At 68.5% G+C, this 22,310-nt stretch carries 23 protein-coding genes and 2 tRNA genes; 13 read left to right on the plus strand and 12 right to left on the minus strand.

Annotation, left to right across the window (positions count from 1 at the left end; genetic code table 11):
- Window positions 1-18: 18 nt before the first annotated feature.
- Window positions 19-1,980, plus strand: coding sequence for a dynamin family protein (locus Q9R47_RS06880; RefSeq protein ID WP_311232462.1), 1,962 nt, complete (start codon window positions 19-21; stop codon window positions 1,978-1,980).
- Window positions 1,977-3,077, plus strand: a complete 1,101-nt coding sequence (gene mutY, locus Q9R47_RS06885; RefSeq protein WP_311232463.1) for an A/G-specific adenine glycosylase — start codon at window positions 1,977-1,979, stop codon at window positions 3,075-3,077. The genes Q9R47_RS06880 and mutY overlap by 4 nt, the downstream gene beginning before the upstream one ends.
- Before the next feature lie 143 nt (window positions 3,078-3,220).
- On the opposite strand, the gene rapZ is transcribed toward mutY, so the two are convergent.
- From rapZ to Q9R47_RS06900, 3 genes are read right to left on the minus strand one after another with little or no spacing between them, the layout of a single operon-like run.
- Window positions 3,221-4,105, minus strand: coding sequence for an RNase adapter RapZ (gene rapZ / locus Q9R47_RS06890; protein WP_311232464.1), 885 nt, complete (start codon window positions 4,103-4,105; stop codon window positions 3,221-3,223).
- On the minus strand, window positions 4,102-5,778 hold the full coding sequence (gene recN, locus Q9R47_RS06895; protein ID WP_311232465.1) for a DNA repair protein RecN: 1,677 nt from the start codon (window positions 5,776-5,778) through the stop codon (window positions 4,102-4,104). The genes rapZ and recN overlap by 4 nt, the downstream gene beginning before the upstream one ends.
- Window positions 5,779-5,780: 2 nt before the next feature.
- Entirely contained in the window at window positions 5,781-6,677 is an 897-nt protein-coding gene (locus Q9R47_RS06900) for an NAD kinase (protein ID WP_311232466.1), read from the minus strand.
- Between the two features lie 29 nt (window positions 6,678-6,706).
- Here Q9R47_RS06900 and hrcA point away from each other — a divergent pair, with 29 nt between their 5' ends.
- Complete coding sequence (gene hrcA / locus Q9R47_RS06905) at window positions 6,707-7,711, plus strand: heat-inducible transcriptional repressor HrcA (RefSeq protein ID WP_311232467.1); 1,005 nt, start codon at window positions 6,707-6,709, stop codon at window positions 7,709-7,711.
- A 20-nt stretch (window positions 7,712-7,731) separates the two neighbouring features.
- Window positions 7,732-7,808 (plus strand) — tRNA-Ile (locus Q9R47_RS06910).
- A gap of 135 nt (window positions 7,809-7,943) precedes the next feature.
- Here Q9R47_RS06910 and Q9R47_RS06915 read toward each other — a convergent pair.
- Entirely contained in the window at window positions 7,944-8,627 is a 684-nt protein-coding gene (locus Q9R47_RS06915) for a S24 family peptidase (protein WP_311232468.1), read from the minus strand.
- Between the two features lie 108 nt (window positions 8,628-8,735).
- Between Q9R47_RS06915 and Q9R47_RS06920 the strand changes: the two genes are divergently transcribed.
- The 4 genes from Q9R47_RS06920 (at window position 8,736) to greB (ending at window position 10,799) form a co-directional block, all read left to right on the plus strand.
- Window positions 8,736-9,269, plus strand: coding sequence for a hypothetical protein (locus tag Q9R47_RS06920; protein ID WP_311232469.1), 534 nt, complete (start codon window positions 8,736-8,738; stop codon window positions 9,267-9,269).
- Window positions 9,270-9,526: 257 nt separating this feature from the next.
- On the plus strand, window positions 9,527-9,856 hold the full coding sequence (locus Q9R47_RS06925; protein ID WP_311232470.1) for a hypothetical protein: 330 nt from the start codon (window positions 9,527-9,529) through the stop codon (window positions 9,854-9,856).
- Window positions 9,857-10,056: 200 nt separating this feature from the next.
- Window positions 10,057-10,133: transfer RNA gene (locus Q9R47_RS06930), tRNA-Arg, on the plus strand.
- Window positions 10,134-10,229: 96 nt separating this feature from the next.
- Entirely contained in the window at window positions 10,230-10,799 is a 570-nt protein-coding gene (greB, locus tag Q9R47_RS06935; protein ID WP_311232471.1) for a transcription elongation factor GreB, read from the plus strand.
- Window positions 10,800-10,910: 111 nt separating this feature from the next.
- Here the strand turns inward: greB and Q9R47_RS06940 are convergent, their stop codons facing one another.
- From Q9R47_RS06940 to Q9R47_RS06955, 4 genes are all read right to left on the minus strand, one after another.
- Complete coding sequence (locus Q9R47_RS06940; protein ID WP_311232472.1) at window positions 10,911-13,178, minus strand: bifunctional (p)ppGpp synthetase/guanosine-3',5'-bis(diphosphate) 3'-pyrophosphohydrolase; 2,268 nt, start codon at window positions 13,176-13,178, stop codon at window positions 10,911-10,913.
- A 115-nt stretch (window positions 13,179-13,293) separates the two neighbouring features.
- Window positions 13,294-13,497, minus strand: a complete 204-nt coding sequence (gene rpoZ / locus Q9R47_RS06945; RefSeq protein WP_159502719.1) for a DNA-directed RNA polymerase subunit omega — start codon at window positions 13,495-13,497, stop codon at window positions 13,294-13,296.
- An 18-nt stretch (window positions 13,498-13,515) separates the two neighbouring features.
- Window positions 13,516-14,136 carry a guanylate kinase gene (gene gmk / locus Q9R47_RS06950; protein WP_311232473.1) on the minus strand — a complete coding sequence of 207 codons (621 nt, stop codon included), beginning with the start codon at window positions 14,134-14,136 and terminating at the stop codon, window positions 13,516-13,518.
- A 43-nt stretch (window positions 14,137-14,179) separates the two neighbouring features.
- A complete protein-coding gene (locus tag Q9R47_RS06955; protein WP_311232474.1) occupies window positions 14,180-15,091 on the minus strand; it encodes a YicC/YloC family endoribonuclease in 912 nt (303 codons plus the stop codon).
- Window positions 15,092-15,176: 85 nt separating this feature from the next.
- On the opposite strand from Q9R47_RS06955, the gene Q9R47_RS06960 reads away from it, so the two are divergent.
- The 5 genes from Q9R47_RS06960 (at window position 15,177) to hemW (ending at window position 19,967) form a co-directional block, all read left to right on the plus strand.
- Window positions 15,177-16,199, plus strand: a complete 1,023-nt coding sequence (locus Q9R47_RS06960) for a serine/threonine-protein kinase (protein WP_311232475.1) — start codon at window positions 15,177-15,179, stop codon at window positions 16,197-16,199.
- The gene (locus tag Q9R47_RS06965) at window positions 16,196-17,110 is read left to right on the plus strand and encodes a serine/threonine-protein phosphatase (protein ID WP_311232476.1); all 915 of its coding nucleotides are present in this window, start codon (window positions 16,196-16,198) and stop codon (window positions 17,108-17,110) included. The genes Q9R47_RS06960 and Q9R47_RS06965 overlap by 4 nt, the downstream gene beginning before the upstream one ends.
- Window positions 17,111-17,188: 78 nt before the next feature.
- Complete coding sequence (rph, locus tag Q9R47_RS06970; RefSeq protein WP_311232477.1) at window positions 17,189-17,959, plus strand: ribonuclease PH; 771 nt, start codon at window positions 17,189-17,191, stop codon at window positions 17,957-17,959.
- A gap of 96 nt (window positions 17,960-18,055) precedes the next feature.
- On the plus strand, window positions 18,056-18,655 hold the full coding sequence (gene rdgB, locus Q9R47_RS06975) for an RdgB/HAM1 family non-canonical purine NTP pyrophosphatase (RefSeq protein ID WP_311232478.1): 600 nt from the start codon (window positions 18,056-18,058) through the stop codon (window positions 18,653-18,655).
- Window positions 18,656-18,716: 61 nt separating this feature from the next.
- Complete coding sequence (gene hemW, locus Q9R47_RS06980; RefSeq protein WP_404977106.1) at window positions 18,717-19,967, plus strand: radical SAM family heme chaperone HemW; 1,251 nt, start codon at window positions 18,717-18,719, stop codon at window positions 19,965-19,967.
- Window positions 19,968-20,033: 66 nt separating this feature from the next.
- On the opposite strand, the gene Q9R47_RS06985 is transcribed toward hemW, so the two are convergent.
- The 4 genes from Q9R47_RS06985 to Q9R47_RS07000 form a co-directional block, all read right to left on the minus strand.
- Complete coding sequence (locus tag Q9R47_RS06985) at window positions 20,034-20,369, minus strand: I78 family peptidase inhibitor (RefSeq protein ID WP_311232479.1); 336 nt, start codon at window positions 20,367-20,369, stop codon at window positions 20,034-20,036.
- Between the two features lie 171 nt (window positions 20,370-20,540).
- The gene (locus Q9R47_RS06990) at window positions 20,541-21,557 is read right to left on the minus strand and encodes a 1-aminocyclopropane-1-carboxylate deaminase (RefSeq protein ID WP_311232480.1); all 1,017 of its coding nucleotides are present in this window, start codon (window positions 21,555-21,557) and stop codon (window positions 20,541-20,543) included.
- A gap of 141 nt (window positions 21,558-21,698) precedes the next feature.
- Entirely contained in the window at window positions 21,699-21,890 is a 192-nt protein-coding gene (locus Q9R47_RS06995) for a hypothetical protein (protein ID WP_311232481.1), read from the minus strand.
- Between the two features lie 148 nt (window positions 21,891-22,038).
- Window positions 22,039-22,310: SPOR domain-containing protein (locus tag Q9R47_RS07000; protein ID WP_311232482.1), on the minus strand; the 272-nt coding region annotated here is incomplete at its 5' end.

Raw genomic sequence — 22,310 nt, forward strand, 5'->3', positions numbered from 1 at the left:
TCCATCTCCAGGAGCACCGTGGGACCTTCTTTCAACGAGCAATTCGACCAGCATGGCGCCTGGCGGCGCGCGTTCGCGCTCCAGTTGAAGCAGCTGGGCGAATGGATGTCCTCGCATGCCCTGATGGATGCCGCCATCCAGGAGAAGCTGCGCCGCCTGGAAGACCAGGTGCGCAGCGACAAGGTCATGGTGGCGTTCGTCGCGGAGTTCTCCCGCGGCAAGTCCGAGCTCATCAATGCGATCTTCTTCGCCGACTATGGCCGCCGCATCATGCCGGCCAGCGCCGGCCGCACCACGATGTGCCCGACCGAGCTGGGCTACGACGCCGCGGTCTCCAACAGCCTGCGCCTGTTGCCGATCGACACGCGCCTGCAGCCCCAGGGCCTGGCCGAATGGCGGCTGCGGCCGGACCAGTGGACCGAGGTCCCGCTGAACGTCGGCGATGCGGAGCAGCTCGCCGGAGCGCTCGAGAAAGTGTCGGAGGTGCGCCGCGTCACGCAGGACGAGGCCCGCGCGCTCGGCTTCTGGCACGACGACCAGCCCCAGGACAATCCGGTGCCCGATGCGCGGGGCCTGGTCGAGGTGCCCGCCTGGCGCCACGCGCTGATCAACATCCCGCACCCCCTGCTGCGCCAGGGATTGGTGATCCTGGACACGCCCGGCCTGAACGCCGTCGGAGCGGAGCCCGAGCTCACCATCAACCTGATTCCCCAGGCCCATGCCGTGGTCTTCATCCTCGGCGCGGACACCGGCGTCACGCGCTCCGACCTGGAGATCTGGCGCCAGCACGTCGCGCCCGCCGTCGGCCATGCGGACGCCCGCCTCGTGGTGCTGAACAAGATCGACACGCTCTGGGACACCCTCAATTCGCCCACGCAGGTGCAGGAACAGCTCGAACGCCAGCGGCTGGCCTCCGCCGAGATGCTGGGCGTGCCGCCGGAGCAGGTGCTGCTGGTGTCGGCGCAGAAGGGGCTGGTCTCCAAGATCCACTGCGACGACGTGCTGCTGGAGTCCAGCGGCCTGCCGGTGCTGGAGGACGCGCTGGCGCAGGGCGTGATGGGCAAGCGCCAGGGCATCCTGCGCTCCGCCGTGACCTCGGGCGTGGCCTCGCTGCGCACGGCGGCGGGCCGCACCATCAACATCCGCCGCCGCGATCTGGACGACCAGGTGCTGGAGCTGCGCAGCCTGCGCGGCAAGAACGCATCCGTGATCGAGTCCATGCGCGTGCGCATCGAACAGGAACAGCGCGAGTTCGACGCCAGCGCCGCGAAGATCCAGGCCGTGCGGGCGGTGCACCTCAAGCTGCTGCGCGACATCTTCCAGGATCTCGGCGCGCGCTCGCTGAAGGCCGAGATGACGGCGCTGGTCGAGGCGCTGCAGCAGAAGGGCCTCAAATTCGGCGTGCGCAAGGTCTATGCGGAGACGTTCGAGCGCCTGCGGTCGATCGTCGACAAGGCCCAGGCCTCGGCCACCGAGATCCACGCCATGCTCGGCGGCACCTTCCGCCAGCTGAACGCGGACTTCGGCTTCTCCCTGCAGGTGCCGCCGACCCCGCAGCTCGACGGCTTCCTGGCGGAGATCCGGCAGATCGAGGAGCGCCACGTGCAGTACATCGGCGTGGGCAACACGCTGCGCCTGGCCCAGCCGGACTTCGTACAGCGCCTGGTGCGTGCCCTCGGCATGCGCCTGCGCACCGTCTTCGAATCGGCGGCCAACGACCTGGAGCTGTGGAGCAAATCCGCCACCGCGCAGCTCGACGCCCAGCTGCGCGAACGCAAGCGCAGCTTCGCGCGGCGCATCGAGGCCGTGGACCGCATCCAGCATGCGGCGGGCAGCCTGGCCGAACGGATCGAGGAGATCGAGCAGGCCGAGCAGGAACTGACGCAGCTCGAAGCGCGGCTGAACGAGCTGACGGGGCAGCTGGCGTCCCTGCCCGCGGAAAGCGGAGGCCCGCGGCCCCCGGCGGCACCGTCCGCATGACGCGCGCGCTTCCCGACATCGCCACCGACGTGGTGCGCTGGCAGGCCGTGCACGGCCGCAACCACCTGCCCTGGCAGCAGACCCGCGACCCCTACCGCGTGTGGCTCTCCGAGATCATGCTGCAGCAGACCCAGGTCGCGACGGTGCTCGATTACTACACCCGCTTCCTGGAGCGCTTCCCGGACGTGGGGGCCCTGGCCGCCGCGCCCGAGGAAGACGTCATGGCCCTGTGGAGCGGCCTCGGCTATTACAGCCGCGCCCGCAATCTGCACCGCTGCGCCCGCGAAGTGGTGGAGCGGCACGGCGGCAGTTTCCCGCGCACCGCGGAGGTGCTGGCCGAGCTGCCCGGCATCGGCCGGTCGACGGCCGGCGCGATCGCCTCGTTCTGCTTCGCCGAGCGCGTGCCCATCCTCGACGCCAACGTGCGGCGCGTCCTGACGCGCGTGCTGGGCTTCGACGCCGATCTGGCGGTCGCCCGCAACGAGCGCGCCCTCTGGGACCAGGCCACCGCGCTGCTGCCGCAGACCGACCTGCACGACGCCATGCCCCGCTACACGCAGGGCCTGATGGACCTGGGCGCCACACTCTGCACGCCCAAGCGGCCCGCCTGCATCCTGTGCCCCCTGCACGCGCAATGCGCGGCTGCCGCCGCCGGCAATCCCGAGGACTATCCGGTGCGCACCCGCAAGCTGGTGCGCCGCGCCCAGGCCTGGTGGTTCCCGCTGCTGCACGACGGGGAAGGGCGCATCTGGCTGCAGCGCCGGCCATCGGAAGGCGGCATCTGGGCCGGACTGTACTGTCCGCCCATGTTCGAGAGCGAAGGCGAAGCGCATGCCTGGATGGCCCGCCGCGGCGTCTCGGAGCCTCCGGAGGCGCTGGACACCGTGTTCCACGTGCTCACCCACCGCGACCTGCATCTGCACCCGCTGCTGGCGCGCGCGCCGGGCGATGCCGTGCGTGCCGGCGAGGAAGAGGGCGGTACCGCGGGTTGGTTCGCCACCGCGCAATGGCGCGCCCTCGGCCTGCCGGCCCCGATCCGCAAGCTGCTGGAGCAGGTGCATCTGCCGAATGCGGGGCAGGCCGAAGCCATTTCCTGATTCACCGGCTTCAACCTGTCAGAAGGCCGCGGAGCAGGCCACGCCAGCAGACGCCGTGGAACGGGCTTCGCCCGGCCACCGGCGGCGTCTCCCTGCCCGCCGTGCGCAGCATGGCGAGAGCGGGGGGAGGCGGGCGCAGCCGCTCAGGGGGGTGTTCTCCTCATGTCCAGCTCGCGATGCCGCCGCAGGGTGGTCCACCGGTCCGAGAAATCCTCGCACAGCCGCTCCACGAGATACACCGAACGGTGCTGCCCGCCCGTGCAGCCGATGGCGACGGTGACGTAGCTGCGGTGGTTCTGCGCCAGCAGTTCGAGCCAGTGCGCCAGGAAGCGCGTGATGTGCTCCCGCATCAGCCGGACGTCCTTGATCTGCTCCAGGTAGCGCACGACCGCTGCGTCCTGGCCCGTCAGGTCGCGCAGGCCGGGTTCGTAGTGCGGGTTGGGCAGCATCCGGACGTCGAAGACATAGTCCGCGTCCACCGGCACCCCGCGCTTGAAGGCGAACGACTGGAACACCAGCGTCAGCTGCCCCGGCAGGGCCGGCATCAGGCTCTTCACGTAACCCTGCAACTGCGCGGCACGGATGGCGCTGGTGTCGATCACGTGCGATTGCTCGCGCAGGTCCGCCAGCAGCTCGCGCTCCAGCTCGATGGTCTCCAGCAGCGCATGGGTCTCGCCCTGCCGTTCGTCGCGCGACAGCGGGTGCCGGCGCCGCGTTTCCGAGAACCGCCGCACCAGCGTGTCCGTCGTCGCGTCCAGGAACAGCGAATGCACCGTGACGCCCTCGGCGCGCAGGCGCCTGAGCTGCTGCGGCACCAGCGGCAGGGCGGTCGCGCTGCGCACGTCCATGGCGATCGCCACCCGGTTGCCATGGTGCTGGTGCTCCAGCGCCACGAAGGCCGCGAGCAGTTCCGGCGGCAGGTTGTCGACGCAGTAATAGCCCGCATCCTCCAGCGCATGCAGTGCCACGGACTTGCCGGAGCCCGACATGCCCGTGATCAGCACGATCTCCAGCGCAGCGGCCGTCACGCGCGCTTCCCTTGAGCCGGGGGCGTGCGGCTGTGGTCCAGCATCTCGCGGGCGTGCGCCAGCGTGGCGGCGGATGCCCGCTCGCCGCCGAGCATGCGCGCCATCTCCTGCACGCGGCGGTCGCCCTCCACCGGCGCGACCGTGCTCACCGTGCCGTTCTGGCGGGAGCGTTTGGACACCACGAGGTGGTGGTCCGCGCAGGCGGCCACCTGGGGCAGGTGCGTCACGGCCAGCACCTGCCGGTCGGCGCCGAGGCGCTGCATCAGCTGGCCCACGGTCTCTGCGACGGAACCGCCGACGCCCGAATCCACTTCGTCGAAGATCAGCGTGGGCGCTTCCCCCAGGCGGCTGGTGGTGACGGAGATCGCGAGCGAGATCCGCGAGAGCTCGCCACCGGAGGCGACCTTGCCGATCGGCCGCGGCGACACCCCCTGGTGGCCCGCCACCAGGAAGGCGACGCTGTCCAGCCCGTGCGGCCCCGGTTCCGCCTGCGCATCGAGCGCCACGTCGAACCGGCCGCCCTTCATGCCCAGGCCCTGCATCGCCTCGGTGATGGCGCGCGCGAGCTGCGGCGCGGCCTTGGCACGCTTCTGGGATATTTCGCGGGCGGCCTTCATGTAGGCGGCCTCGCTCTTGCGGGCGCTCTCGGCCAGCGCCTCGACGTCGGAGGCGCCGTCGAGGCGCGCCAGTTCCTCTTCCCAGCCGGCAAGCAGGCCGGGCAGATCCTGGGGCTGGCGCTTGAAGCGGCGCGCCAGCGACATCCAGAGGCCCATGCGGGTGTCGAGCGTCTCCAGCCGGTCAGGATCTACATCGGTGTGGCGCAGATAGGACTGCAGCGAATGCGCCACGTCCGAGGCCTGCGCCAGGCACGAGGCCAGCACGTCCAGCATCGACTGGAACTGCGGGTCCAGCGAGGCCTTGGCTTCCAGCAGGCCACGCGCGCGCACCAACTGGCCATGGGCTCCGCCCTCGTCGTCTTCGAGCGTCGAGAGCGCTGCCTGGGCGGTATCGATCAGTGCCTGCGCATGCGACAGGCGCGTGTGCTGCGCGTTCAATTCGTCCCACTCGCCCTCGGCGGGACCGAGCTTCTGCATCTCGGCGATCTGCCACTGCAGCCGGTCGCGCTCCTGCTGGATGCTGTCCTGGCCCGCGCGGGCCGTTTCCAGGGCCTTGCGGTCGTCGCGCCAACGCGTCCAGAGCGGCAGCAGGCCGTCGGCGCGGATGCCGCCGTAGGCGTCCAGCAGGCCGCGCACCGCGTCCACGCGCGTCAGGCTCTGCCACGCGTGCTGGCCGTGGATGTCGATGAGGTGCGAGCCCAGCGTGCGCATCTGTGTCGCCGTGGCAGGCACGCCGTTGATCCATGCGCGGCTCTTGCCCTGTGCGTCGATCGTGCGCCGCAGCAGCAGGCCGTCCTCCTGCGGAATGCCGGCCTCCTCCAGCCATGCGGCGATGGCGGGCGTACCGTCGAACTCCGCGGCCAGGTCGGCGGCGGCCGTGCCTTCCCGCACCACGCCGGGATCGGCGCGCGCGCCCAGCAGCAGCTGCAGCGCATCGATCAGGATGGACTTGCCGGCCCCGGTCTCGCCGGTCAGCGCGCTGAACCCCGTGTGGAGATCGAGCTCCAGGGATTCGACGATCACGAAATCACGCAGCGCAATCCGCTTCAACGCCATGCTCAGTAGCCTCCGTCGTTCCAGCGCAGCTTCTTGCGCAGCGTGGCGAAATAATTCCAGCCGCGCGGATGCAAAAACCGCGCGCGGTAGTCCGAACGCTGCACCAGGATGCGGTCCCCATGCTGCAGCGATGCGAGGGACTGCATGTCGAAATTCGCGCTCACGTCGCGGCCGCTCACCACCTCCACCGTCACCTCCATGCTGTCCGACAGCACGATCGGGCGGTTCGACAACGTGTGCGGCGCAATGGGCGCCAGCACCCAGCCGGGAATGGTGGGGTGCAGCATGGGCCCGCCGGCGGACAGCGCATAGGCCGTCGAGCCCGTGGGCGAGGCGATGATCAGCCCGTCGGCCCGCTGGTTGGACACGAAATGCCCGCCCACCTCCACGCGCAGCTCCACCATGCCCGACGTGGAGCCGCGGTTGACCACCACGTCGTTCATCGCCAGCGCCTCGAACACGCACTGGCCCTGGCGCATCACGCGCGCACGCATGAGGGGGCGCAGGTCCTCCTCGTATTCGCCGCGCAGCATGGGCTTGAGCACCGCGGGGTATTCATCCAGCGGAATGTCGGTGATGAAGCCGAGCCGGCCCTGGTTGATGCCGATGAGCGGCGTGCGGTAGGGCGCGAGCTGGCGCCCGACGCCCAGCATGGTGCCGTCGCCCCCCACCACCAGGCAGAGGTCGCAGTCGACGCCGATGCGCTCCACCGGCAGGGCGGGGTACTCGGTGAAACCGGTATTCGCGGCCGTGTCCGCCTCCAGGGAGACCTCGCAGCCCTCGTTGGCCAGAAAGCGGGCGATCCCGTCCAGCGCATCGCGCGAACTGTCGGACATGCCGGCGGAAGTGGGCGCCTGGTACTTGCCGACGAGCGCCACGCGTTGGAACCTGAGCTTCATCACGGAAATTAGATCATTAAAATGATTCAATGCTCGACGACCGTGCCAAGTTGTTGCTCAAAGCGCTGATCGAGCGCTACATCGCCGACGGCCAGCCGGTGGGTTCGCGCACGCTGTCGAAGGCGTCGGGCCTGGACCTGTCGCCCGCCACCATCCGCAACGTCATGGCGGACCTGGAGGACATCGGGCTGATCGTCAGCCCCCACACGTCTGCCGGGCGCATTCCCACGGCCAAAGGCTACCGCCTGTTCGTTGACACCATGTTGACAGTGCAGCGCGAGGAACTGCGCTCGCCCGAGCTGGCGCCGGACCAGCCCCAGAAGGTCATCGCCAACGCGGCGCAGCTGCTGTCCAGCCTGTCGCAGTTCGTGGGCGTGGTGATGGCGCCACGCCGGCAGTCCGTCTTCCGGCACATCGAATTCCTGCGGCTTTCGGAGCGCCGCCTGCTCGTCATCATCGTCTCGCCGGACGGCGACGTGCAGAACCGGGTGATCTTCACCGAAGTCGACCATTCCCAGTCCCAACTGGCCGAGGCCGCCAATTTCCTCAACAGCCATTACTCGGGCATGGGCATGGAGGAAGTGCGCGAACGGCTCAAGACCGAGGTGGACCAGCTGCGCGGCGAGATCGCCTCGCTCATGCAGGCCGCCGTCAACATCGGCTCCGAGGCCATGGCCGCATCGCAGGAAGAAGTCATCATCTCCGGCGAGCGCAACCTGCTGGCGCTGAGCGACTTCTCCAACGACATGGGCAACCTGCGCAAGGCCTTCGAGCTCTTCGAGCAGAAGACGCAGATCCTGCGCCTGCTGGACGTCTCCAACCGCGCCGAGGGCGTGCGCATCTTCATCGGCGGCGAGAGCCAGGTCGTGCCCTTCGAGGAGCTCTCGGTGGTGAGCGCCCCATACGAGGTGGACGGGCAGGTCGTGGGCACCCTGGGCGTCATCGGTCCCACCCGCATGCCCTACGACCGCATGATCCAGATCGTCGACATCACCTCGAAGCTGGTGACCAATGCGCTGAGCCACCGGCGCTAGCACATACAATCGCGGCGGCCGGGGCGTTAGCTCAGTTGGTTAGAGCAGAGGACTCATAATCCTTTGGTCGTCGGTTCAAGTCCGCCACGCCCTACCAGTCTTCATGCAGGGAGTTTGCCGTCTTGCAGATGGCGGATTCCCTCGCTGCGTTCCGAGCGGGAACCAATCAAGGCAGATGCGGAGAATTCAACGCGGCGAATGCGTGCCGCGGCGCTCCGCCTGCACCTCGTCGTCAGATCTTCCTCCCGTTCCAGATCCAGATCACCTTGCCCAGGATCTCGACCGCGTGCTGGCCGTCCAGCACGTCCACCGTCTTCACCGTGGGGTTGTCGCTGCTGATCTCGTAGGCGCCGTCCAGGCGCTGGCGCACGCGCTTGATGAAAAGGCGGTTCTGGGCGCCGAGCACATAGACGCCGTCGACTTCCAGCGTGCGCACGCCCGCATCGACCAGCAGCACGTCACCGTCGAGGAACGTGGGCTCCATGGAATCGCCGTAGGCGTGGATGAAGCGCAGGTTGTCCGGCGTGCTCAAGCCCCGCAGCGTCCTGCCGATCCAGGCCGGCGAAAGGGTGAGGTTGCCCACCAGCACGTCCTCGGGGGCCATGTCGCTGCCGCCGCCCATCGATGCCGTGTTCGCCAGGCGCGGCACGGACACCGCGCTGCCGGTGGACGGCGGCGTGCGGCGGGGCCGTGTGCCGCGCCCGGTGGTGGCCTGCCCGTCGCCCGTCAGCACCCAGGCGGCCGAGCAGCCGATCAGCTCTTCCGCCTTGAGGGCCCCCGCTTTGGAGACGCCCCGTACCTCCCAGTTCTTCATGTTCTGCGGGGATTCTCCCAGCAACCGCGCCACGGCGGACTGGCCCGAGACGTCCTTGATCTGGGACGCGGCTTGGTAGAGGCGGAGGGCGCTGTCGTGCATGGCCGCATTGTGCCGCAGTTAAACAAATTGTTGTAAACAAAAGCAGGCAATTTTTGTAAACATGGTGTTTAATGGACCTCTGCAAACATTTTCACCGCGAGGAACACCATGGGTCCCGACGACTTCCGCACGTTCGAAGAAGCCTACAGCGTTGCCGCCAACGCGTCGGGGCTGCGCCTGGGCGTCCGTGAAGGTGCCGCCTATACGGATGCGGAGGTGCTCATCGCCGCGGGCTGGAGCCGGGCCCGCGTGGGTGGTGTGCTGCTGCGGCTGCGGTCGGAGTGCGATGCGGTCGGCCTGCGGAATCCGCCGGCGCGCACGCTCCCGCACCTGAGAACGCTGCCGGAAGTCCGCGCTCACCTGATCGCCCAGGCACACCGGTGGCGGATGGACCCTGCCGAAGCCATCGCCACGGCGGTGCTCGCGTGGTGGCTGCAGCCCGTGTGCGCTGCATGCCAGGGGCGGAGGTTCGAGCGTGCTGGGGGCACGGCGCGGCTCTCATCCAGAGGGTGCAAGCCCTGCGGTGCCACCGGCCTGTCGCGCGTGCCGCACGGCGAGCCGGGGCGCCGCATCGCCCGCTACATCGACGACTGCGTGCAGGGCGCGCAACGATCCATCGCCCACCGCCTGCGGGCCCGGTGACGCCGCATCCATCGGCAAAAGCCAAGCCCGTCGGAATCGATCCCACCAGTCGACCGCAGAGGGTGCTGACCCTCTCGCACGGCGCCTCTTCGTCGAACGCCCGCAGACACGGCCCGGCCTCCGGCCGAAGGTGACTGCGGCAGCCCTTCGATGAAGACGTGCGTCCTGCATTTTTCGAAGCCCGCGAGGATGCCCCGCGGGCTTTCTTCGTTGGGCAGACGCATCCATGCCCCCAGAGAAAGAAAGGAGGAACTGCCATGAAAACCAAGACCACGGAGACCCCTACTTCGGGCGCGGGTGGGCGCCTGAGATTCGATCCCACGATCACCCCCGGAACCATCGTGCAGGTGCTGGTGGTGGTCGGCTCGTCGATCCTGGCGTATGGCTCGTACCGCGAAGACCGCGCCCGCCAGGACGGCCGCATTGGGCAGGCCGAAGTGCTGGTCGAGCGAGACCGCCAGTCCATGCGCGAGACGCTGCAGGAGATCAGACACCGGATGGAAGCGCTGGAGCGCCAGCAACAGGATGGCAGGGAGCGTCGGCCCACCTCGCCGGCCTGCGTGGCGGGCGACGGCCGAAGGCCGTAGCGTGTTGCACGCGCACGCCGTCATGTCACTGGAAAAGGGCCAGGGAAGGAGGCCGCGAAAAAACCACCGAAGTCTTTCGCCGGGCCGAATTTCTGTACTACAATAGCGTTCTGCTTCTGATGCAACGGACTGGTTCTCCAGGAAATTAAATCAGAAGTTTTTGAAGAGTGGCAAAAAAACATGCTATAATTCAAAGCTTAGCGGCTGTAGCTCAGCTGGATAGAGTACTTGGCTACGAACCAAGGGGTCGTGGGTTCGATTCCTGCCAGCCGCACCAAATGGTAAGCCTCGTGATGTCAAAGTCACGAGGCTTTTTCCATTTTCTGCCAGCCGCCGCTGGTGGTCGCCATCACACCTGGAGCCGACCGATCCCATGAGCAAGGCCTTCACCAAGGAAACCGACGACGCTCCGGACGACGATGCGGAGTTCCCGTCCGCGCCGCCGCTTCCGGCCGGCAGCAAGAACTACATGACGCCGGCGGGCTATGCCCGGCTGCGGTCCGAGCTGCTCGACCTGATGGACAACGAGCGTCCCAAGGTGGTGGAGGTCGTCCACTGGGCGGCGAGCAATGGCGACCGGTCCGAGAACGGCGACTACCTCTACGGCAAGAAGCGGCTGCGGGAAATCGACCGGCGCATCCGGTTCCTCACCAAGCGCCTGGATCTCGCCGAGGTGGTGGACCCGTCGCTGCACCATGGCAGCGACCAGGTGTTCTTCGGTGCCACCGTGACCTACGTGGACGACCTGGACGTGGAGCGCACGGTCACCATCCTGGGCGTCGACGAGGTGGATACCAGCCAGTCGCAGGTGAGCTGGGTGTCGCCCGTGGCGCGGGCGCTGCTCAAGGCGCGCGAGGGCGACGAGGTCCGGCTGGGCACGCCCGGCGGGCTGCGCACGCTGGAGATCCTGCGGGTCGAGTACCCGGCCGTGGCGCCGACCTGACGCCTTTTTGTTCTCGTCTTCATGTGCCCATTGAGGGCACGAAGACGGGCACCGAGGCAGGCGGGAAGGCGAGCGCGTAACGCGGGGAGGGCCGGGCTGCCGCCCGTCGCCCTACAGGGAAGGCAGGATGCGGAAGGCGCGCAGCACGGCCGTGGTGCGGCGCAGGTTGCGCAGCGCTGCTTCGATGTGCGGTTGGTCGCGCACGGCCACGACCAGCCGGAGGTCGGTGGTGTCCATGGCTTTTTCCTCGTCCATGTCGACGTGGACGATGTCCGCCTCGGAACTGGCCAGTTCCGCGGCGATGCGCGCGAGCACGCCCTTGCCGTTGGTGACCGTGACCACGATGCCCGTCTCGAACATGCGGGTGGGTTCGTCCGCCCAGTCGACGGTGATGAAGCGTTCGCTGTCCTTGTGCTGGAGCTTCCGGGCCACGCCGCATTGCGCGTTGTGGACCACGAGGCCCTCGCCGCGGCCGAGGTAGCCGACGATCGGGTCGCCCGGCACGGGGCGGCAGCAGCTGGCGTACTGCACCGAGGCGTTCTCGCTGCCATCGAGCGTGACGCCGCCCTGCGAGACGTTCTCGTGCGAGGTGTAGCGCTCGCGGGTCAGCAGCAGGGCGTCCGGGCGGTGGCCGTGTTCGGCCATCAGCACCATGAGCCGCTTGGCCACGATGCCGGCGATGCGCTTGCCCAGGCCGATGTCGGTCATGAGCTCGGTGCGCGTGCGGTTGCCGGTGAAGCGCAGCAGCTTCTCCCAGAGGGCGTGGTTCTCTTCGTCGGAGGGCAGGCGCTCCAGCCCTTCGGCGCGCAGGGCCTGGGTGAGCAGCTTCTCGCCGAGCCCGGCGGATTCGGTGTGGGCGAGGGTCTTGAGGTAGTGGCGGATCTTGGAGCGCGCCCGTCCGGTGCGCACGAAGCCCAGCCACGCGGGATTGGGGGTGGAGACGGGCGCGGTGATGATCTCCACCACGTCGCCGTTCTTCAGCTCGGTGCGCAGCGGAACCTGTTCGTTGTTGATCTTCGCGGCCGTGGCCCGGTCACCCACGTTGCTGTGGATGGCGTAGGCGAAGTCGACCACCGTGGCGCCGCGGGGCAGGGCCATGATCTGGCTCTTGGGCGTGAACACGTAGACCGCATCGGGGAACAGGTCCACCTTGACGTGGTCCCAGAATTCGGCGGCGTCGCGCGTCTCGTTCTGGATGTCCAGCAGCGACTGCAGCCACTTGGTGCCCAGGCGTTCGGCCGTGCTGCCCTCGGCGTTCTGCGCCTTGTAGAGCCAGTGCGCCGCGACGCCGGCCTCGGCCACCACGTGCATCTCCTCGGTGCGCATCTGGAATTCGATGTTGATGCCGGAGGGGCCCACGAGCGTGGTGTGCAGCGACTGGTAGCCGTTGAGCTTGGCGATGGCGATGTGGTCCTTGAACCGGCCCGGCACGGGTTTGTAGAGCTGGTGGAGCACGCCCAGCGCGGTGTAGCACTCGGTCACCGAGGAGACGATCACCCGGAAGCCGTAGATGTCCGTCACCTGGGCGAAGCTCAGGTGCTTGGTGTCCATCTTCTGGTAGATGGCGTAGAGCGTCTTTTCGCGGCCGGCGAGCCGGGCCTTCATGCCGATGCGGGCGAAGGCGGCGTCCACCTCGGTCTGCACCTTCTGGATGATGTCGCGCCGGCGGTTGCGCGCCTTGCTCACCGCCTTGGAGAGGGTGGCGTAGCGCCACGGGTGCAGGTGGCGGAAGGAGAGGTCCTGCAGCTCGCGGTAGGTCTGGTTCAGGCCCAGGCGGTGCGCGATGGGCGCGTAGATCTCGAGCGTCTCGGACGCGATGCGGCCCCACTTGGTGCGCGGCATGTCCGAGAGCGTGCGCATGTTGTGCGTGCGGTCCGCAAGCTTGATGAGGATGACCCGCACGTCGCGCGCCATGGCCAGCAGCATCTTGCGGAAGGACTCGGCCTGGTTCTCCTCGCGGGTGTTGAACTGCAGCTTGTCGAGTTTGGTGAGGCCGTCCACGAGTTCGGCCACCTGCGGGCCGAAGCGTTCCAGCAGATCGGCCTTCGTGACGCCGCAGTCTTCCATCGCATCGTGCAGGAGCGCGGCCATCAGGGCCTGCGCGTCGAGCTTCCAGGTGGCGCACTGGGCGGCCACCGCGATGGGATGGGTGATGTAGGGCTCGCCGCTGCTGCGCAACTGCCCGAGGTGGGCCTTGTCGGCGAATTTGTAGGCCTGCCGCACCTGCTCGATGCTGGCCGCGTCGAGGTAATCGAGGTTTTCGGTGAGCGAGGCGAAACTGGCGGCGGCCGCATTGGCGGCCGCCGTGGACGCGCCCGCCGCTGGCACGCTGCCGGGGCGCGGCTCCGGGGCGGGGGGTTTGGTCAGGACCTCATTCATACCCTGAAATGTAGCGTGCCCGTGACTTGCCGGCCGAAGGCAAAAAAAAGCACCGCCTGGCGGTGCTGTTGATTGGTGCGCGCGGGGCGCGCGCGAAGAGGCACGGCCGGCAGGATCAGCCGGGCACCTTCTTGAGCATTTCCAGGCCGATCTTGCCTTCGGCGATTTCGCGCAGGGCCGTCACGGCGGGCTTGTTGCGGCTCTCGATCTTCGGGGCGTGGCCCTGGCTGAGCATGCGCGCGCGGTACGTGGCCGCCAGGACGAGCTGGAAACGGTTCGGGATCTGCTCGAGGCAGTCTTCAACGGTGATGCGTGCCATGCGGATTCTCCTGGCGGTCTAGAGGATATTGAGGGATTCGAAGGTGTCGGCCCGGGCGCGGCGCTGGGCCGCATACTTGAGCCGCTGGGCGTGAACGACGGTTTTCATGTCGAAAAGCGCCCGTTCGAATAGTTCGTTGATTATAACGAAGTCGAATTTCTCGGCCTGCGCCATCTCCACGGCCGCATTCTTGAGCCGCAGCTCGATCACGTCGGGCGCATCCTCGCCGCGGCGCTCCAGGCGCGAGCGCAGCTCTTCCCAGCTCGGCGGCAGGATGAAGATGAGCACCGCGTTGGAGAAAGCCTCCTTCACCTGCATCGCGCCCTGGAAGTCGATCTCCAGGATCACGTCCGCGCCCTGGCCGATGCGCTCCTCGATGCTCTTGCGCGAGGTGCCGTAGCGGCGTCCGTGCACGTGCGCCCACTCGATGAAGCCGTTGCCGGCCACCATCGCGTCGAACTCCTGCTCGGAGGTGAAGAAGTACTCGCGGCCGTGGCGCTCCTGGCCGCGCGGCGGGCGCGTGGTGTGCGACACGGAGGGCCGTACGTGGGAGTCGAGTTCGAGCAGGGCCTTGACCAGGCTCGACTTGCCTGCGCCGCTCGGCGCCGCCACTACGAAAAGATTGCCGGGATAGTCCATACGGGATGTGCGCGGGCTGCTATCAAATCAGGAGGATTATCGCTCACTCGACGTTCTGTACCTGCTCGCGCATCTGCTCGATGAGCACCTTCATGTCGACGCTGATGCGCGTCAGCTCCATGGCGGCGGACTTCGAGCCGAGCGTATTGGCCTCGCGGTGGAGTTCCTGGATGAGGAAATCCAGCCGCTTGCCGATCTCTCCGCCCTTCTTGAGCAGGCGCTCGATCTCGTCGAGGTGGGAGGCGAGCCGCGTGATTTCTTCCGCGACGTCGATGCGGATGGCGAACGCGGTGGCTTCGCTCAGGGCGCGGTCCTGGGCCGCTTCCGGGAGGGTGGCGCCTTCGGTGAGGGCCATCGCTTCCTTCCAGCGCTCCAGGAAGCGCTGGCGCTGCTGGTCCACCAGCTGGGGCACGAGCGGGCCCGCCTGCTGCGCCAGCGCGCGCAACTGCCGCACCCGGTCCTGCAGCATGGCAGAGAGGCGCTTGCCTTCCCGCTCGCGGGCGGCCACGAGATCCTCGAGCGCCTGGCCCGCCAGGGACTGCACGTCCTCGGCGCTCCAGGCAGCGGAAGCCGCGCCGGACGCAGCGCAGAAGCGCAGTGCGTCGGCCACGGACAGCGGCGCGGCCGACGGCAGCCAGGCCCGCACGGAGTCCTGCGCCGAGTTGAGCTGCTGCAGCACGCGCGGGGACGGTGCGGAGAGCTGTCCCTGGGCATCGGACTCGAAGGAGGCGCGCACCTCCACCTTGCCGCGCTTGAGGTGCTGGCCCACCAGGGCACGCAGGGCCGGCTCCTGGGCGCGCAGCTCGTCCGGCAGGCGGAAGGTGAGGTCCAGGAAGCGGCTGTTGACGGAGCGGATTTCGAGGCCCAGGCGGGGCAGGCGGGCACCGCCGTCCCCCTCGTTGGCGGTATCGTCGAGCTGGGCGCTCGCGTAGCCGGTCATGCTGTAAACTGCCATAGGACTATTTCGGTGATTGCTTGCGATCCGGCGATTATCCGGGTTCCTTTTCAGATCAGGACGCCTCCCGGTTTTCTTCGCGAACATGTCAAAAATCAAGCCGGCCCCTTTGCCGCCCGACACCATGATCGGCGGCTACCGCGTGGTTCGCCGGCTTTCCTCCGGCGGCTTCGGCGTGGTGTACCTCGCCGTCGACCCGGAAGGGCAGCAGGTGGCCGTCAAGGAATACCTGCCATCGTCCCTCGCCACGCGCGCGGCCGGGGAGCTCCTCCCCAAGGTGCCGCCCGAGAAGCTGTCGCTCTACCGGCTCGGCCTCAAGAGCTTCTTCGAAGAGGGCCGGGCGCTCGCGCAGATCTCGCACGCCTCGGTGGTGAGCGTGCTCAACTTCTTCCGCGAGAACGAAACCGTCTACATGGTGATGAACTACCTGGAGGGCGCGACCCTGCAGGACTTCATCATCACCGCGCGCGACCTCAAGACGCAGAAGGTGTTCCGCGAATCGACGATCCGCTCCCTCTTCGACGAGGTGCTGCGGGGCCTGCGCATCGTGCACCAGCACAAGATGCTGCACCTGGACATCAAGCCGGCCAACATCTTCATCACCGACGACAACAAGGCGGTGATGATCGATTTCGGTGCCGCGCGCGAAGTGCTGTCGAAGGAAGGCAATTTCATCCGGCCGATGTACACGCCCGGGTTCGCGGCGCCGGAGATGTACCGCCGCGATTCCTCGATGGGGCCGTGGACGGACATCTACGCCATCGGCGCCTGCATCTATGCCTGCATGCAGGGCTACCCGCCGAACGAGGCGCCGCAGCGCGCCGAGAAGGACCGGCTGTCGCTGTCGCTCAGCAAGCTGCGGGGCGTGTATTCCGACAACCTCATCGAGGTGGTGGAGTGGTGCATGGCGCTCGATCCGCTGTCGCGTCCGCAGTCGGTGTTCGCGCTGCAGAAGGAACTGAGCCGCGAGGGCGAGCGGCGCTACACCAAGCTGTCGGTGGGCGAGCGGATGCGGCTGCAGCTCGACACGCTGGTGTCGGATACCAAGAAGAACGTACAGAAGGTGGGCGAGGCCACGCGCCTCGGCGGAGGGGCTAAACAGAAATGAAATTTTCGGTCTTCCAGGTGAGCCGCCGCGGCGGCCGTGAGGTCAACGAGGACCGGATGGGCTACTGCTACACGCGAGAGTCCTGCCTGTTCGTGCTGGCGGACGGCATGGGCGGCCATCCGGAAGGGGAGGTGGCCGCGCAGATCGCGGTGCAGACGGTGTCCGCGGCGTTCCAGCGCCAGGCCAGGCCGCTGCTGCCTTCCGTGGACGCCTTCCTGGCCGAGGCGCTGCTGGCCGCCCACCACCAGATCCTGCGCTACGCGAGCGACAAGGGCATGCTGGACACGCCGCGCACCACGATCGTGGCCGCGGTGGTGCAGTCGGGCAGCGCGAGCTGGGTGCACTGCGGGGATTCGCGGCTCTACATGGTGCGCGCGGGCGAGCTGCTGACCCGCACGCGCGACCATTCGTACATGGAGCTGCGCAGCGTGACGATGCCCGCCCTGGACCGCGTGAACCGCAACGTGCTCTTCACCTGCCTCGGGTCGCCGACGAAGCCGATCTACGACATCACCGGCCCGGTCGCCCTGGAGCAGGGCGACCGGCTGATGCTCTGCTCCGACGGCCTGTGGGGCGCGCTGGACGATGCCGCCATCGCGCGGCCGCTCGGCCGGCTGCCGGTGTCCCAGGCGGTGCCGGAGCTCGTCGAGGATGCCCTGCGCAAGGCGGGGGATAGCAGCGACAACGTCACGGTGGTGGCGATGGAGTGGGAAACTCCGGACACCTTCGAGTCCACGCAGGGCATCTCCACGCACAGCATCGGCGACGAGGGCTTCGCGTCCACGATCCAGGCGGGCCCGTTCGGCGCGGGGCTGGGCGACGACCTGGACGACCTCGACGACGAAGCCATCGAACGCTCCATCGCGGAGATCAACGAGGCCATCCGGCGTTCTGCCGCGCGCAAGAGCTGACGCGGCCCGCGGGGGGCGATCCGTGCATCCGGCCCGCCCGGCGGCCGTCTCCCATCCATCCACGCATTCCCGCACACCATGACCTCATCCCGGATTCCCGTTCCTTTCGAGCGCAGCGCAGGCCGCGCCGCCGATGCCCTGCGCCCCGTGCGCATCACCCGCCACTACACCATGCATGCGGAGGGCTCGGTGCTGGTCGAGTTCGGCCACACCAGGGTGCTCTGCACGGCCTCGGTGGAAGAGCGCGTGCCGCCGCACAAGCGGGGCAGCGGCGAGGGCTGGGTGACGGCGGAGTACGGCATGCTCCCCCGCGCCACGCACACCCGCAGCGACCGCGAGGCCGCGCGCGGCAAGCAGACCGGCCGCACGCAGGAGATCCAGCGGCTGATCGGCCGCAGCCTGCGCGCGGTGTTCGACCTGAAGGCGCTCGGCGAGCGCACGCTCCAGCTCGATTGCGACGTGCTGCAGGCCGACGGCGGCACGCGCACGGCGGCCATCACGGGCGCCTGGGTGGCCGCGCACGATGCCGTCTCCGCGCTGCTGGGCGCCGGTAAAATCGCGGCCTCGCCCATCACCGCGCCGCTCGCGGCCGTGTCGGTGGGCATCGTGCAGAGCACGCCGCTGCTCGACCTGGAATACGTCGAGGACGTGCAGTGCGACACCGACATGAACGTGGTCATGATGGATGGCGGCCGCTTCGTGGAAGTGCAGGGCACGGCCGAAGGCGTGCCCTTCACGCGGCGCGAGATGGACCGCCTGCTCGAACTGGCCGCGCAGGGCGTGGATGCGCTGATCGCGGCGCAGCGGCAGGCGCTGTCCGCGTCCGTGCAGGACGCCGCCGGCCGTTGAGCGGCTTGGCGCGGGCCGCTGCTTCCGCGGAGCACGCACCGCCACGATGACCCGAGACACCACGACACCGCGAAGACACCGCACAAGGCATTCCCCATGAAACTCGTTCTCGCATCCAATAACCGCGGCAAACTCGCCGAGCTGCAGAGCATGTTCGCGCCCCTGGGCGTGGAGCTGGTGCGGCAGGCGGACCTGGGCGTGGGCGAGGCCGAGGAGCCGTTCCATACGTTCGTGGAGAACGCGCTGGCCAAGGCACGCTTCGCGGCGGGCCACACCGGCCTGCCCGCCCTGGCCGATGACGCCGGCCTCTGCGTGGACGCCTTCGGCGGGCAGCCGGGCGTGCAGACCGCGTACTACGCCACGCAGTTCGGCTACGAGAAGGGCGATGCCAGCAACGTGCGCGCGCTGCTGGAGCAGATGCGCGGCGTGGCATCGCGGCGTGCGGCCATGGTGAGCACGCTGGTGGCCGTGCGCAGCCCGGAAGACCCGGAGCCGCTCATCGCCGTGGGGCGCGTGGTGGGCGAGATCGCGCCCGAGCCGCGCGGCGACGGGGGCTTCGGCTTCGATCCCGTGATGTTCATCCCGGAGTTCGGCAAGACCTTCGCCGAACTGCCGGTGGACGTGAAAAACGCGCACAGCCACCGCGGGCGCTCCGCGCAGCAGATGCTCTCGCTGATGCGCGAGCGCTGGTTCTGACGGGGCCCCGCCGGTTGCCGGCACCCAAGGCCTTCCGCACTTCCATCACCGCTTCCATTCCGTGTCCATTCCCATTCTTCCCGCCGACGGCAGCCCGGACGACGCCGCTCCCGCACCGCTGCGCGACGTGCGCCATTCGATGCGCCCGGGCGTGCTGAGCCTGGGCAGCCTGCCGCCGCTGTCGCTCTACGTGCACCTGCCCTGGTGCCTGAGGAAATGCCCGTACTGCGACTTCAACTCGCACGAGGCGCAGGGCGGCCGGGGCGCGCTGCCCGAGCAGCGCTACCTGGATGCGCTGATGGCGGACCTGGAAGCCGCGCTGCCGCTCATCTGGGGCCGCACCGTGCACAGCGTATTCATCGGCGGGGGCACGCCGAGTCTGTTCTCGCCCGCGGCGATCGACCAGCTGATCGGCGGCGTGCGCGCGCGGCTGCGGCTGGAGGCGGATGCCGAAATCACCCTGGAGGCGAACCCCGGCACCTTCGAGAAGGAGCGGTTCCGCGCCTACCGTGCCGCTGGTGTCACGCGGCTGTCCATCGGCGTGCAGAGCTTCGACGACCGCTTTTTGTCGGCGCTCGGGCGCGTGCACGACCGGGCGCAGGCGCTCGCGGCCGTCGAGGAGGCCGCGCAGGCCTTCGATACCTTCAACCTCGACATCATGTACGCGCTGCCGGGCCAGGGCCTGGAGGACCTGGAGCGCGACGTGGCGCTCGCGCTCTCCCTGGGGCCGCCGCACATCTCCATCTACCACCTGACGATCGAGCCGAACACGTATTTCGCGAAGTTCCCGCCGCGCCTGCCGGAGGACGACCAGGCCTATGCCATGCTGGACCGCATCACCGAGATGACGGGCGCGGCCGGGCTGCAGCGCTACGAGGTGTCGGCCTATGCGCGGCCGGGCCATGCCTGCGTGCACAACACCAATTACTGGCGGTTCGGCGATTACCTCGGCATCGGCGCCGGCGCGCATTCCAAGATCAGCTTCGCGCACCGCATCGTGCGCCAGGTGCGCACGCGCGATCCGCAGCGCTACATGGACCGCGCCCTGGCCGGCAATGCCGTGGCGCAGGACCACGAAGTGAAGCGGGCGGACCTGCCGTTCGAATTCATGCTCAACGCGCTGCGCCTGCGGGACGGTTTCGCGCTGCAGGATTTCACGGAACGCACCGGGCTGCCGCTGTCGGCGATCGCCGGTGCGCTGGCGGAAGCGGAGCGCAAGGGCCTGATCGCGCGCGACGCCGCGCACGTGCGGCCCACGGAGCGCGGGTTCGATTTCCTCAGCGACCTGCAGGAGCTGTTCCTGCCGGACTGAAGGGGCCGCCGGTGCGCAGGGCGGTGAGCACTGCTCCGGCGTGCGTCGCGGCGGCGCTGCCGGGCTTCAGCCGCACTGCACCGTGGTGATGCGGCCGGCTTCGTCCACGTAGAGGTTCAGGCGCTGCGCATCGAACTCCTTGGTGACCATCTGGCCGGGCCGCAGGATGCGGGCCAGGTGCGCACCGGAGCGCACGCGCGCGTCTTCCACCACCTTCGCGGTGCTGTTCTGCCCGACCAGGCCCTGCACGGGCTGGGCGTTGCAGGTGCCGCCGAGCGGTGCTCCCGTGGGGCCGGTCGGCGACGGCGTTGCCGAACCGCCCCAGGGCATGTTGGTGCTGCTGCAGCCGCTGGCCAGGAGGACGACGGTGGTGGTGGCGAGGGTGGCGGCAAGAATTCGCATCGAGGGACTCCGTGAGGGACTGGTGGAAGCTGCCGGGCCGCACTGGCGGTCCCGCTGGCGCCACCATAGCCTAGCGGTAACGCACGGTGCGTCACCAGCGGTAACACGGGTGCCCGCAGGAGCCCCGCGGTCCTCTTCGACCCATGCGCATGCGCCGCCGCGGCGCCCGGTTCAGCCGTTGCGGAACAGGAAGCTGTAGGCATTCAGGGCGGGCACGCCGCCGAGGTGGGCGTAGAGCACCCGGGAGCCGGCGGGAAACTCGCCCAGCCGCACCTTCTCGATCATGCCGTGCATGGATTTGCCTTCGTACACCGGGTCGGTCAGCATGCCTTCCGTGCGGGCGCACAGGCGGATCGCTTCCAGCGTGCCTTCGTTGGGCAGGCCGTATTCCGGGCCGCCGAAGCGTTCGTCGAGCACGATGTCGGCTTCGGTCATGTCGCGGCCCAGTTCCACCAGTTCCGCCGTGTTGCGGGCGATGCGCAGGATCTGGTCGCGCGTCTGCGCGGGCTTGGCCGATGCGTCGATGCCGATCACCCGGTCCGCCCGGCCATCCGCCGCGAAGCCCACGGCCATGCCGGCCTGCGTGCTGCCGGTGACCGAGCACACCACGATGTAGTCGAACTGGAAGCCGAGCTCCTTCTCCTGCTGCCTCACCTCTTCGGCGAAGCCCACGAAGCCCAGGCCGCCATAGGGATGCTCGGAGCAGCCCGCCGGGATGGGGAAGGGCTTGCCGCCCGCCTTGCGGACGTCTTCCATGGCCTGCTCCCAGCTCGGGCGGATGCCGATGTCGAAGCCCGCGGCGTCCAGCCGCACGTCGGCGCCCAGGATGCGGCTCATCTCGATGTTGCCCACGCGGTCGTACACCGCATCGGAATAGTTCACCCAGTTCTCCTGCACCAGCACGCACTTCATGCCGAGGTGCGCGGCCACGGCGGCCACCTGGCGCGTCTGGTTGGACTGGATGCCGCCGATGGACACCAGCGTGTCGTAGCCGCCCGCGATCGCCTCGGGGATGAGGTATTCCATCTTGCGGGTCTTGTTGCCGCCGAAGGCCAGGCCCGAATTGCAATCCTCCCGCTTGGCGTAGAGCTCGACCTTGCCCCCCAGATGCCCGGACAGGCGCTTGAGCGGATGGATCGGCGTCGGGCCGAAGGTGAGGGCGTGGCGGGGGAATTTCTGCAGGTTCATGGCGGCTTCCGGCGTGGTGTGACAAAGGAGGAGCGGGAGATCCGGAGCAAGCCCGGCGTGGTCTGCGCGTCAGGGCGTCCGTTGCCGTAATGGTAGAAAAATGCGGCTGCAACAGGGTTGCGAATGTGGTGCCTGATACTTTCAAAAAATGGTGAGGAAGTGCGAAAAGCGTGAATTGAATTTCCCAAAAAGTCCAACAGCCGAAACAAAAATTCGTGCCTCGACTGGCGGAGGGATGGCTTCGACTGTCATCCGGACGCCGCGCAGCACCGCCGTCCTGCAATTGGAGAACACGCGCTTTTCCCGTTCGACGGCGCCACGGGACGGACGCATGCGGGCGCGCTCGTGAGGGCCGAGCGGCTTTGCAGTGGGCGGCTTTGCGGTGGGCGGCTTCAGTGGGGTGGACGCGAAGTGTGCAAGGCACGCCCGCTTCCACCGACATAGGGCCACGCGGGCCGGCCAGGGGCGCGTGCCCCGGTGCCTACTGGCGCTGGGACGAGGCGGCGGACGTCTCGAGGCCGAGCGCGCGGATCCGCGCGGCTGCGGCGTTGGCCTGCGACGTGGAGGTGAAGGGGCCGGCGCGCACGCGCAGCAATTCACGGCCGTCGGCGGCGGTGATTTTCTGCGTTGCTGCGGGGAGTCCGGCTCCCTGCAGCATGCCGTGGGCCCGCCGCGCATTGGCGGGCTCGGCGAACAGGCCGACGTTGATGTAGAGCTTGCGCAGGGCGGCGTTCGGCCGGTCGGGCGTACCTG

The organism is Acidovorax sp. PRC11, from assembly GCF_031844105.1.
GTDB lineage: Bacteria > Pseudomonadota > Gammaproteobacteria > Burkholderiales > Burkholderiaceae_C > Paracidovorax.

What these genes read in the sequence shown, in the direction of transcription:
- Q9R47_RS06985 (WP_311232479.1), bottom strand. Translation starts at nt 20,369, where the DNA reads ATGCGAATTCTTGCCGCCACCCTCGCCACCACCACCGTCGTCCTCCTG.
- rpoZ (WP_159502719.1), bottom strand. Translation starts at nt 13,497, where the DNA reads ATGGCACGCATCACCGTTGAAGACTGCCTCGAGCAGATCCCGAACCGT.
- rph (WP_311232477.1), top strand. Translation starts at nt 17,189, where the DNA reads ATGACCTCATCCCGGATTCCCGTTCCTTTCGAGCGCAGCGCAGGCCGC.
- Q9R47_RS06990 (WP_311232480.1), bottom strand. Translation starts at nt 21,557, where the DNA reads ATGAACCTGCAGAAATTCCCCCGCCACGCCCTCACCTTCGGCCCGACG.
- Q9R47_RS06960 (WP_311232475.1), top strand. Translation starts at nt 15,177, where the DNA reads ATGTCAAAAATCAAGCCGGCCCCTTTGCCGCCCGACACCATGATCGGC.
- hrcA (WP_311232467.1), top strand. Translation starts at nt 6,707, where the DNA reads ATGCTCGACGACCGTGCCAAGTTGTTGCTCAAAGCGCTGATCGAGCGC.
- Q9R47_RS06925 (WP_311232470.1), top strand. Translation starts at nt 9,527, where the DNA reads ATGAAAACCAAGACCACGGAGACCCCTACTTCGGGCGCGGGTGGGCGC.
- Q9R47_RS06920 (WP_311232469.1), top strand. Translation starts at nt 8,736, where the DNA reads ATGGGTCCCGACGACTTCCGCACGTTCGAAGAAGCCTACAGCGTTGCC.
- recN (WP_311232465.1), bottom strand. Translation starts at nt 5,778, where the DNA reads ATGGCGTTGAAGCGGATTGCGCTGCGTGATTTCGTGATCGTCGAATCC.
- mutY (WP_311232463.1), top strand. Translation starts at nt 1,977, where the DNA reads ATGACGCGCGCGCTTCCCGACATCGCCACCGACGTGGTGCGCTGGCAG.
- rdgB (WP_311232478.1), top strand. Translation starts at nt 18,056, where the DNA reads ATGAAACTCGTTCTCGCATCCAATAACCGCGGCAAACTCGCCGAGCTG.
- Q9R47_RS06995 (WP_311232481.1), bottom strand. Translation starts at nt 21,890, where the DNA reads ATGCGTCCGTCCCGTGGCGCCGTCGAACGGGAAAAGCGCGTGTTCTCC.
- Q9R47_RS06900 (WP_311232466.1), bottom strand. Translation starts at nt 6,677, where the DNA reads ATGAAGCTCAGGTTCCAACGCGTGGCGCTCGTCGGCAAGTACCAGGCG.
- Q9R47_RS06940 (WP_311232472.1), bottom strand. Translation starts at nt 13,178, where the DNA reads ATGAATGAGGTCCTGACCAAACCCCCCGCCCCGGAGCCGCGCCCCGGC.
- Q9R47_RS06965 (WP_311232476.1), top strand. Translation starts at nt 16,196, where the DNA reads ATGAAATTTTCGGTCTTCCAGGTGAGCCGCCGCGGCGGCCGTGAGGTC.
- greB (WP_311232471.1), top strand. Translation starts at nt 10,230, where the DNA reads ATGAGCAAGGCCTTCACCAAGGAAACCGACGACGCTCCGGACGACGAT.
- Q9R47_RS06955 (WP_311232474.1), bottom strand. Translation starts at nt 15,091, where the DNA reads ATGGCAGTTTACAGCATGACCGGCTACGCGAGCGCCCAGCTCGACGAT.
- gmk (WP_311232473.1), bottom strand. Translation starts at nt 14,136, where the DNA reads ATGGACTATCCCGGCAATCTTTTCGTAGTGGCGGCGCCGAGCGGCGCA.
- Q9R47_RS06915 (WP_311232468.1), bottom strand. Translation starts at nt 8,627, where the DNA reads ATGCACGACAGCGCCCTCCGCCTCTACCAAGCCGCGTCCCAGATCAAG.